At 70.5% G+C, this 8,526-nt stretch carries 5 protein-coding genes; 3 read left to right on the plus strand and 2 right to left on the minus strand.

The features are described from left to right. The first annotated feature begins 51 nt into the window (after window positions 1–51). The 3 genes from C0461_RS11780 to C0461_RS11790 all read left to right on the plus strand — a co-directional run bounded on the left by C0461_RS11780 (window position 52) and on the right by C0461_RS11790 (window position 5,025). The gene (locus C0461_RS11780) at window positions 52–1,623 is read left to right on the plus strand and encodes a YifB family Mg chelatase-like AAA ATPase (protein ID WP_292107162.1); all 1,572 of its coding nucleotides are present in this window, start codon (window positions 52–54) and stop codon (window positions 1,621–1,623) included. 80 nt (window positions 1,624–1,703) lie between these two features. Next, window positions 1,704–3,269 (plus strand): response regulator, encoded by a 1,566-nt coding sequence (locus tag C0461_RS11785; protein ID WP_292107150.1) that lies wholly within the window; start codon window positions 1,704–1,706, stop codon window positions 3,267–3,269. Window positions 3,270–3,309: 40 nt separating this feature from the next. Continuing rightward, complete coding sequence (locus C0461_RS11790) at window positions 3,310–5,025, plus strand: MFS transporter (protein ID WP_292107152.1); 1,716 nt, start codon at window positions 3,310–3,312, stop codon at window positions 5,023–5,025. Between the two features lie 46 nt (window positions 5,026–5,071). Here C0461_RS11790 and C0461_RS11795 read toward each other — a convergent pair whose 3' ends face one another. Together C0461_RS11795 and dapF are read right to left on the minus strand one after the other, a co-directional pair. After that, window positions 5,072–7,351: an NADP-dependent malic enzyme gene (locus tag C0461_RS11795; protein WP_292107154.1), complete on the minus strand. Its 2,280-nt coding sequence runs from the start codon at window positions 7,349–7,351 to the stop codon at window positions 5,072–5,074. Window positions 7,352–7,467: 116 nt separating this feature from the next. Beyond that, window positions 7,468–8,304: a diaminopimelate epimerase gene (gene dapF, locus C0461_RS11800; RefSeq protein ID WP_292107156.1), complete on the minus strand. Its 837-nt coding sequence runs from the start codon at window positions 8,302–8,304 to the stop codon at window positions 7,468–7,470. Window positions 8,305–8,526: the final 222 nt, after the last annotated feature.

An 8,526-nucleotide genomic window follows, 5' to 3' on the forward strand; every position in this document is an offset into this window, starting at 1 on the left:
AAATCCTGATTGTTCATGCTTCGTTCTCATGCGGGAACGGAGGGCTCGGGCATGCTGGCCAGCGTGGTGACGGTGGCGTTCGACGGGGTGGACGCCCGGCGGGTGGACGTGCAGGTCCAGCAGCTGTCCGGGGATCAGGGGTTCTTCAATATCGTCGGCCTGCCGGACAAGGCGGTGGCCGAAAGCCGGGAGCGGGTGCGCGGGGCCTTTGCGGGCATCGGCCTGGCCATGCCGCCGAAACGGATCATCGCCAATCTCGCCCCCGCCGACCTGCCCAAGGAGGGCAGCCATTTCGACCTGCCCATCGCCCTGGCCCTGCTGGCCTCCATGGGGGTGATCGCGCCGGACGCCCTGTCGGACTGGGCGGCGCTGGGGGAGCTGGGGCTGGACGGGCGCATCGCCCCGGTGGGCGGAACCCTGCCCGCCGCGGTGGCCGCCGCCGCCATGGGGCTGGGCCTGATCTGCCCCGAGGCCAACGGGCCCGAAGCCGCATGGGCCGGCGAGGTGTCGGTGCTGGCGCCCCGGTCGCTGATCGGGGTCATCAACCACTTCAAGGGGGTGCAGGTGCTGCGCGCGCCCGAGCCGGGGCCGGTCAAGGCGGCGGCGGGCGGGCCCGACCTGCGCGAGGTCAAGGGTCAGGAAAGCGCCAAGCGGGCGCTGGAGGTGGCCGCCGCCGGGGGCCACAATCTGCTGTTCGTGGGCCCGCCCGGATCGGGCAAATCCATGATGGCCCAGCGCCTGCCGGGCCTGCTGCCGCCCCTGACGCCGCAGGAGCTGCTGGAGACCTCCATGGTCTGGTCCGTGGCCGGGCTGATCGAGCGCGGCGGCCTGACCCGGGACCGGCCCTTTCGATCGCCCCACCACTCCGCCAGCATGGCGGCCCTGACCGGCGGCGGGCACCGGGCGAAGCCGGGCGAGGCGTCGCTGGCGCACAACGGCGTGCTGTTTCTGGATGAACTGCCCGAGTACTCGCCCCAAGCGCTGGATTCCCTGCGTCAGCCGCTGGAGACGGGCGAGATCGTGGTGGCGCGGGCCAACGCCCATGTGCGCTATCCGGCGCGGTTCCAGCTGATCGCGGCCATGAACCCCTGCCGCTGCGGCGTGGGCGGGCCGGGCAAGGGCGCCTGCGGCAAGGCCCCGCGCTGCCAGAGGGACTATCAGAACCGCATCTCCGGCCCCCTGTTCGACCGCATCGACCTGACGGTGGAGACCCCGCCCGTCACCGCCGCCGACATGGCCCTGCCCCCGCCCGCCGAGGGCACGGCCGAAGCCGCCGCACGGGTGGCCGTGGCCCGGCAGGCCCAGGCCGACCGCGCCCGCGAGCATGGCCTGGACCCGGATCAGGGGATCAACGCCCGGGCCTCCGGCGACACCCTGGACACGATCGGGGCGCTCGATGCGCCGGGCCGGGCCCTGCTGATGCGGGCGGCGGAGGCGGGCGGCCTGACCGCCCGGGGCTGGACCCGCACCCTGCGACTGGCCCGGACCATCGCCGATCTGGAGGGCTCCACCCCCGTCCTGCGCCGCCACATCGCAGAGGCCCTGGTCTATCGCCGCACCACCGTCGGTCCGCAGGAGGTGGGCGCGGCGCCGGTCGCGGCCGGGACGACGCCGACCTGGTGAGCCCCGCCTGACCCCTGCCGGGTGATTCGGCGGCCCTTAACCGTTGTCGTGCATGCTGCCCCTTCGGTGGAGGGTGCGTGATGAGTGTGCGGCGAAAGACCGTGAAGACCGAGACGGCGCAAAAGGCGCCTGTGACCAACCCGGCCGCCGCCGGGGCCCCCGACGCCCAGGCGGCGGAGCGGTTGCTGCGGCTGATGAGCCACGAGATGCGCACGCCCCTGAACGGCGTCATCGGCATGCTGGGCCTGCTGGCCCGCACCCGTATGGACGGCGCCCAGCGCGCCTATGTGAGCGCGGCGCGGGACTCGGCCGAGCACCTGCTGGGGCTGGTCAACGACCTGCTGGATTACGCCCGGGTCGACGCGGGCCATCTGGAGCTGGAGTCCGAACCGGTGAAGCTGGAGGCGCTGGTCCAGGGCGTGGCCGAGCTGCTCAGCCCGCGCGCCCACGACAAGGGCCTGTCGCTGGTCTGGACCGTGGCGCCCGACGCGCCCGACGTGCTGGCCGACGAGGGCCGCCTGCGCCAGATCCTGTTCAACCTGGCCGGAAACGCGGTGAAGTTCACCGGGACCGGCGGCGTCCGCATCGCCATCGAGCGCGCGGGCGGTCGCGACAGCCGGCCGAAGCTGGCCTTCATCATCGACGACACCGGCCCCGGCGTGCCGCCCGAGGCGCGCGAGCGCATCTTCGAGGAATTCGGCCATGTGGACGCCTCGGACGCCGCCCGCTTCGACGGCGCGGGTCTGGGTCTGGCGGTGGTCAGGAAACTGGCCGAGGCCATGGACGGCAAGGTCTGTGTGACCGACCGCCCCGGCGGCGGCGCGCGGTTCCGTTTCGAGGCCGCCTTCCCGGCCGCTCCCGGCGCCGCCGACGGCCGGGCCACGCCCCTGAAGGGCATCGCCGTGGCGGTGAAATCGCCCGATCCCCTGGTGGCCGAGGCCGCGCGACAGCAGGTCGAGGCCTGCGGCGGGACCGTGAAGGCCGGCGCCGTCGTCACCCTGGTGGACCACGCCGAGGCCGCGGCCGGCGCCATGGCCGCCTGCCCCACGGGCGGGCGGTGCATCGTCCTGCTCAAGGCCGAGGAGCGAGAGCTGATCGCGCGCTATCGGTCACAGGGCTTCCACGGCTATCTGATCAAGCCCCTGCGCCGCGCGTCGCTGGCCGAGCGGGTGCTGGCGGCGGTGGGCAAGGCGGACGCCCCCATCGGCGGGCCGCCCCCGCCCCAGCGCGAGGACGACCGGGTCACGCCGGTGCGCTTCGCCGGACTGCGCGTGCTGCTGGCCGAGGACAATCCGGTCAATGCGCTGCTGGCCAAGACCCTGCTGCGCCGCGAGGGCTGCGTGGTGGAGACGGCCGGCTCGGGCGACGAGGCGGTCCAGGCCCTCACCCGCGCCCGCTATGATCTGGTGCTGATGGACATGCGCATGCCCGGCATGGACGGCCTCGACGCCGCTCGCGCCATCCGCGCCCGGGGCGACCGCACCCCCATCGTGGCCCTGACCGCCAACGCCTTCGTGGAGGACCGCAAGGCCTGTCTGGAGGCGGGCATGGACGACCACCTGACCAAGCCCATCGACACCGAGGCCCTGCGCGCCGCGCTTGCCCGCTGGACGAGCGGCGAAGTCCGCGCCAAGGTCGCCTGCTGAATCGGGGCACCTGACGGCGTCCCTGCAAAGGGACGCCCACATGGCCGAAGACGCCGCCGAACGCCGCCTGACCACCTGGGAGTTCATCAAGACCCTGAAGGAGCGGCGCGTCTTCGTCATGCTGCTGCTGGGCATGGCGGCGGGCCTGCCGTTCTTCCTGATCTTCGACACCCTGTCGGCGTGGTTGCGCCAATCCGGCCTGTCGCTCCAGACCATCACCGTCTTCGCCCTGGCGACCCTGTCGTACGCGCTGAAGTTCGTCTGGGCGCCGGTGGTGGACCGGATCAAGATTCCGGTGCTGGAGCCTTTGCTGGGCCAGCGTCGCTCGTGGATGGTGCTGATGCAGATCATCATCATCCTGGGCCTGTGGTTCATCGCCGGGTCGAACCCGGAAATGAACCTGACCCGCGTGGCCCTGCTGGCGGTGCTGGTGGGTTTCGCGGGCGCCACCCAGGACATCGCCATCGACGCCTGGCGCATCGAGACTGTGGACAAGAGCCGCTTTGGCGTCATGGCCGCCGCCTATCAGTGGGGCTACCGCATCGCCATGATCGTGGCCGGGGCGCTGCCGCTGTTCCTGGCCGAGGCGTTCAGCTGGAACCTCAGCTATGCAGTCATGGCCGGCTGCATGTTCGTCGGCGTGGGCGCCGTGCTGCTAGCGCCGCGCGGCGGCGAGGTGCGCATCGCCCTGGCGCCCGAGGACGGCCTGCCGAAGCGTCCCTGGCTTGAGGGCGTGGAATGGGCGGGACGGCTGGGGCTGATCCTGCTGGGCGCCCTGATCGCCGGCTCTGGCCTGGCGGCCAACGCCACGCTTCTGGCCGGATTCGTCAACCTGCTGGGCGCCACCGACGCGGGCGCCGAAGCCTTCAAGACCGCCTGGGAGGCCCGCCCCAACGGCATCTTCCTGCAGTTCGGCGGCGTCATCGCGGGCCTCGGCCTGATTGCCCTGGCCTGCGTGCCCGTTCCGGGAACCCAAACCCGGCCCGGGGCCTATCTGGCGCGGTCCTATGGTCAGCCGCTGGGCGACTTCTTCTCGCGCTTCGGCTGGGGGTTCGGCGGGCTGATCCTGGCGCTGATCTGCCTGTACCGGCTGTCGGACTTCGTCCTGAACCTGATGAACCCGTTCTACATCGACCTGGGCTTCAGCCTCAGCGAGATCGCCGAGGTGCGAAAGGTCTACGGGGTGGTCGCCTCGGTGCTGGGCATCGGTTTCGGCGCCTGGTGCGTGTCGCGCTTCGGCATCCTGAAGACCATGGTGATCGGGGTCTTCGCCAGCCCCGTGTCGAATCTGGTGTTCATCTGGCTGGCGGTGTCAGGGCCCGACATGCTGGTCCTGTACGGCGCGATCACCATCGACAATTTCGCCACCGGCGTCGCGGGCACGGCGTTGATCGTCTACATGTCCAGCCTGACCAGCGCGGGCTTCACAGCCACCCAGTACGCCCTGTTCAGTTCGCTCTACGCCATCATCGGCAAGATCGTGGCGTCCCAGTCCGGCCGGATCGTCGAGGACAGCGCCCGGGCGGCCGAGGCGGGCGGCTTCAACAGCGCCCTGCGCGGCTGGTTCGGGGGTCTGCCGGACGGCTCGCTGGCCGAGGGTGCGGCGACCGCGGGGGTCAGCGCCCCGTCGCTGGGCGCGGGTTATGTGACCTTCTTCCTCTATTCGGTGGTGATTGGCGTGTTCGCCGTGGCCCTGGCCTTCATCGTGGCGAAGCGCCAGCCCGACATCGAGGCGCGCGGCAAGGGCGAAGCCTGACGCCGGCGCCCATCCCGGTTTTCGCCGGGATGGGCGGCATGAAGGGTCACCCCTCCTCGGCGATGCCTTCCTCGTAGGCGGCGAAGGTGGCGGCGTTGAGTATCTGGCTGACGGACGAGCCGAGGGGCACGATCTGGACCGACTTCTCCAGTCCGATCAGCAGCGGCCCGATCAGGGTGGCGCCACCGAGCGCCTCGATCATCTGGGTCGAGATGACGGCCGAATGGATCGCCGGCATGACCAGCACATTGGCCTCGCGGGACAGACGCATGAAGGGGTGGGAACCGCGCGCCTCCGGCGTCAGGGCCAGCTCTGGCGGCATCTCGCCCTCGTATTCGAAGTCCACGCCGCGCTGATCCAGGATGCGGATGGCCTCGCGCACCTTCTCGCCCCGGTCCCCCGGCGGGTTGCCGAAGCTGGAATAGGACAGGAAGGCCACCCGGGGCGTGCGGCCCAGCTTGCGGACCGAGGCCGCGGCCTGGATGGCGATGTCGGCCAGCTCCTGGGCGTCGGGCAGTTCGTGGATCGAGGTGTCGGCCACGAACAGGGTGCGGCCCCGCGCCATGACCACCGACAGGCCGATCAGGGTGCTCTTCACGTCCAGAACCCGGCTGACCTCCTTCAGCGCCATGTTGAAATTGCGGGTCACGCCGGTGACCATGGCGTCGGCGTCGCCGTGGGCCAGCATGGCCGCGCCGAAATAGTTGCGGTCCTGATTGATCATCCGCTGCACGTCGCGGCGCAGATAGCCGCGCCGCCACAGCCGCTGATACAGGGCCTCGGTGTAGGCCACATTGTTGGGCGAGACGCGGGCGTTGATGATCTCGATGCCCAGATCCTCGAACACCAGACCGGCCTCGGTCGCGTTCTGGCGCACCAGCTCCTCGCGGCCCACCAGGATGGGGGTGCCCAGCTCCTGCTGCTTGAAGGCCCAGGCGGCGCGGATGACCGAGGTCTCCTCGCCCTCGGCGAACACCACCCGCTTGTTGGGCGCGCCGCGCACGGCCGACGAGATCTTCTGCATCAGGGCGGCGGACGGATCGAGGCGCTGGCGCAGGGTGGCGCGATAGGCGTCCATGTCCTCGATGGGCCTGCGCGCCACGCCGGTGTCCATGGCCGCCTGGGCCACGAAGGGCGGGATGTACCAGATCAGGCGCGGATCGAAGGGCGTGGGGATGATGTAGTCCGGGCCGAACTTCAGCTTGCGGCCGCGATAGGCCACGGCCACCTCATCCGGCACGTCCTCGCGCGCCAGGGCGGCCAGGGCCTGGGCGCAGGCCACCTTCATCTCGTGGTTCACCTGCCGGGCGCGCACGTCCAGGGCGCCGCGGAAGATGTAGGGGAAGCCCAGCACATTGTTGACCTGGTTGGGATAGTCCGACCGGCCGGTGGCGATGATGGCGTCATCGCGGACGCTGCGCACGTCCTCGGGGGTGATCTCCGGGTCGGGATTGGCCATGGCGAAGATGATGGGGCGCGGCGCCATGGAGGCGACCATCTCCTTCGTGATGGCGCCCTTGGCGGCCAGGCCGATGACCACGTCGGCGCCGACCATGGCCTCCGCAAGCGTGCGGTGCGGGGTGTCGGTGGCGTGGGCGGCCTTCCACTGGTCGACGTTGTCGCGGCCGCGATAGACCACGCCGTCACGGTCCACGATGACGGTGTTCTCGTGCTTGACGCCCGCAGCCTTCATCAGGGCGATGGACGACAGGCCCGCGGCGCCGGCGCCGGCGAGGACCACCTTGATGTCTTCCAGCTTCTTGCCCGCCACGTGGCAGGCGTTGATCAGGCCGGCGGTGGAGATGATGGCCGTGCCGTGCTGGTCGTCGTGGAAGACCGGGATGTCCAGCAGGTCCTGAAGCTGGGTCTCGATCTCGAAGCATTCGGGGGACTTGATGTCCTCCAGATTGATGCCGCCCCAGGTGTCGCCGATGTTCTTGACCACGGTGATGAACTCGTCCGGGTCGGTGGTTTTCACCTCCACGTCAAAGGAGTCCACGTCGGCGAAGCGCTTGAACAGCACCGCCTTGCCTTCCATCACCGGCTTGGAGGCCATGGCGCCCAGATCCCCCAGGCCCAGGATGGCCGTGCCGTTGGAGATGACCGCCACCAGATTGCCCTTGGCGGTGTAGTCGTAGGCCTTGTCCGGATCCTCGGCGATGGCGCGCACCGGCACGGCGACCCCCGGCGAATAGGCCAGTGACAGGTCGCGCTGGGTCGCCATGGGCTTGGTCGGCGCCATGGAGATCTTGCCCGGCGTCGGCTCGCTGTGGAAATCCAGGGCTTCCTGGTCGGTGAAGGTCTGCTTTTCGGTGTTTTCGGGCATGGGGTCGCTACAGGGCGCGCGGGTGCGGCAAAGGAAGGCGCGACCCTAGAACCCGGCCGCGCTTCCCACAACCTGAACAGGCTGGAGTTTCGCCCTGCGGCCGTCGCGACGTGCGTTCAGGGCAGGGTCCCGGTGGTCTCCACCTGAACCGGGCCGGTCATCAGCACGTGGTCGTCGCTCTCGCGCCAGTCGATAGCCAGTTCGCCGCCGTCCACGATCACCGTCGCCGCCCGGTCGGTCAGGCCCCGCCGGGCGCAGGCCACCAGGGCGGCGCAGGCGCCGGTGCCGCAGGCTTTCGTCAGGCCCGCGCCCCGCTCCCAGACCCTGAGGCGGATGCGATCCCGCGCCTCCACATGGGCGAAGCCCACGTTCACACCCTCGGGAAACAGCGGATGATGCTCGATCAGGGAGCCGGTCGCGCGGGCGAAGGCGTCGTCGGGAACATGGTCGATGAAGAACACCACATGGGGATTGCCCATGCTGACGGCGCCGGGGGTGTGCAGCACGGGTGCGTCCGCCGGCCCCACCTGAAGCTCGATGCCGCGGGTGTCCATCTCCTCGGCCAGCGGGATCTGGTCCCAGGCCAGGCGCGGCGGGCCCATGTCCACGGCGACGCGAAGCTCGCCGGCGCGCGCGGCGGTGGTCGGCCCGCCGAGGGTGTCGATCACCACCCGGTCGCGACCGCCCGCCAGGGTCAGCAGCCAGCCGACGCAGCGCAGGGCGTTGCCGCAGGTCTCGACCACGCCGCCGTCGGCGTTCCAGACCCGCATGAAGGCGTCGCCGGTTTGCGAAGGCTCGATCACGATCAGCTGGTCGCAGCCGCCCGCCGGGCCGGTCTCGCGATCGGCCAGGGCGCGGGCCTGTTCGCTCGTCGGCGCGAAGGGGCGCTCCATCGCGTTGATCACGATGAAGTCGTTTCCTGCGCCGTTCATCTTGACGAAGGGGTGCGTCATGGTCTCCGCATATAGGGCAATTCCGGCTCGGCGTCAGAGCACGCGACGAAGGACAGTTTTTCCATGAAAGCCCAGGGTCAGGAGCACACCCACACGGGTTGGCGGCTGAGGGCGCGCCTGAGGGCGCTGTACCACGGGTCGTCCCGCGCGGCGGTGCGCTTCCGCCTGGGCGTGATCGTGGTGGATTTCGCCATCATCGCCTTCTTCATCGCCGCGCCCCTG

It is taken from the genome of Brevundimonas sp., assembly GCF_013823285.1.
Classification (GTDB): domain Bacteria; phylum Pseudomonadota; class Alphaproteobacteria; order Caulobacterales; family Caulobacteraceae; genus Brevundimonas.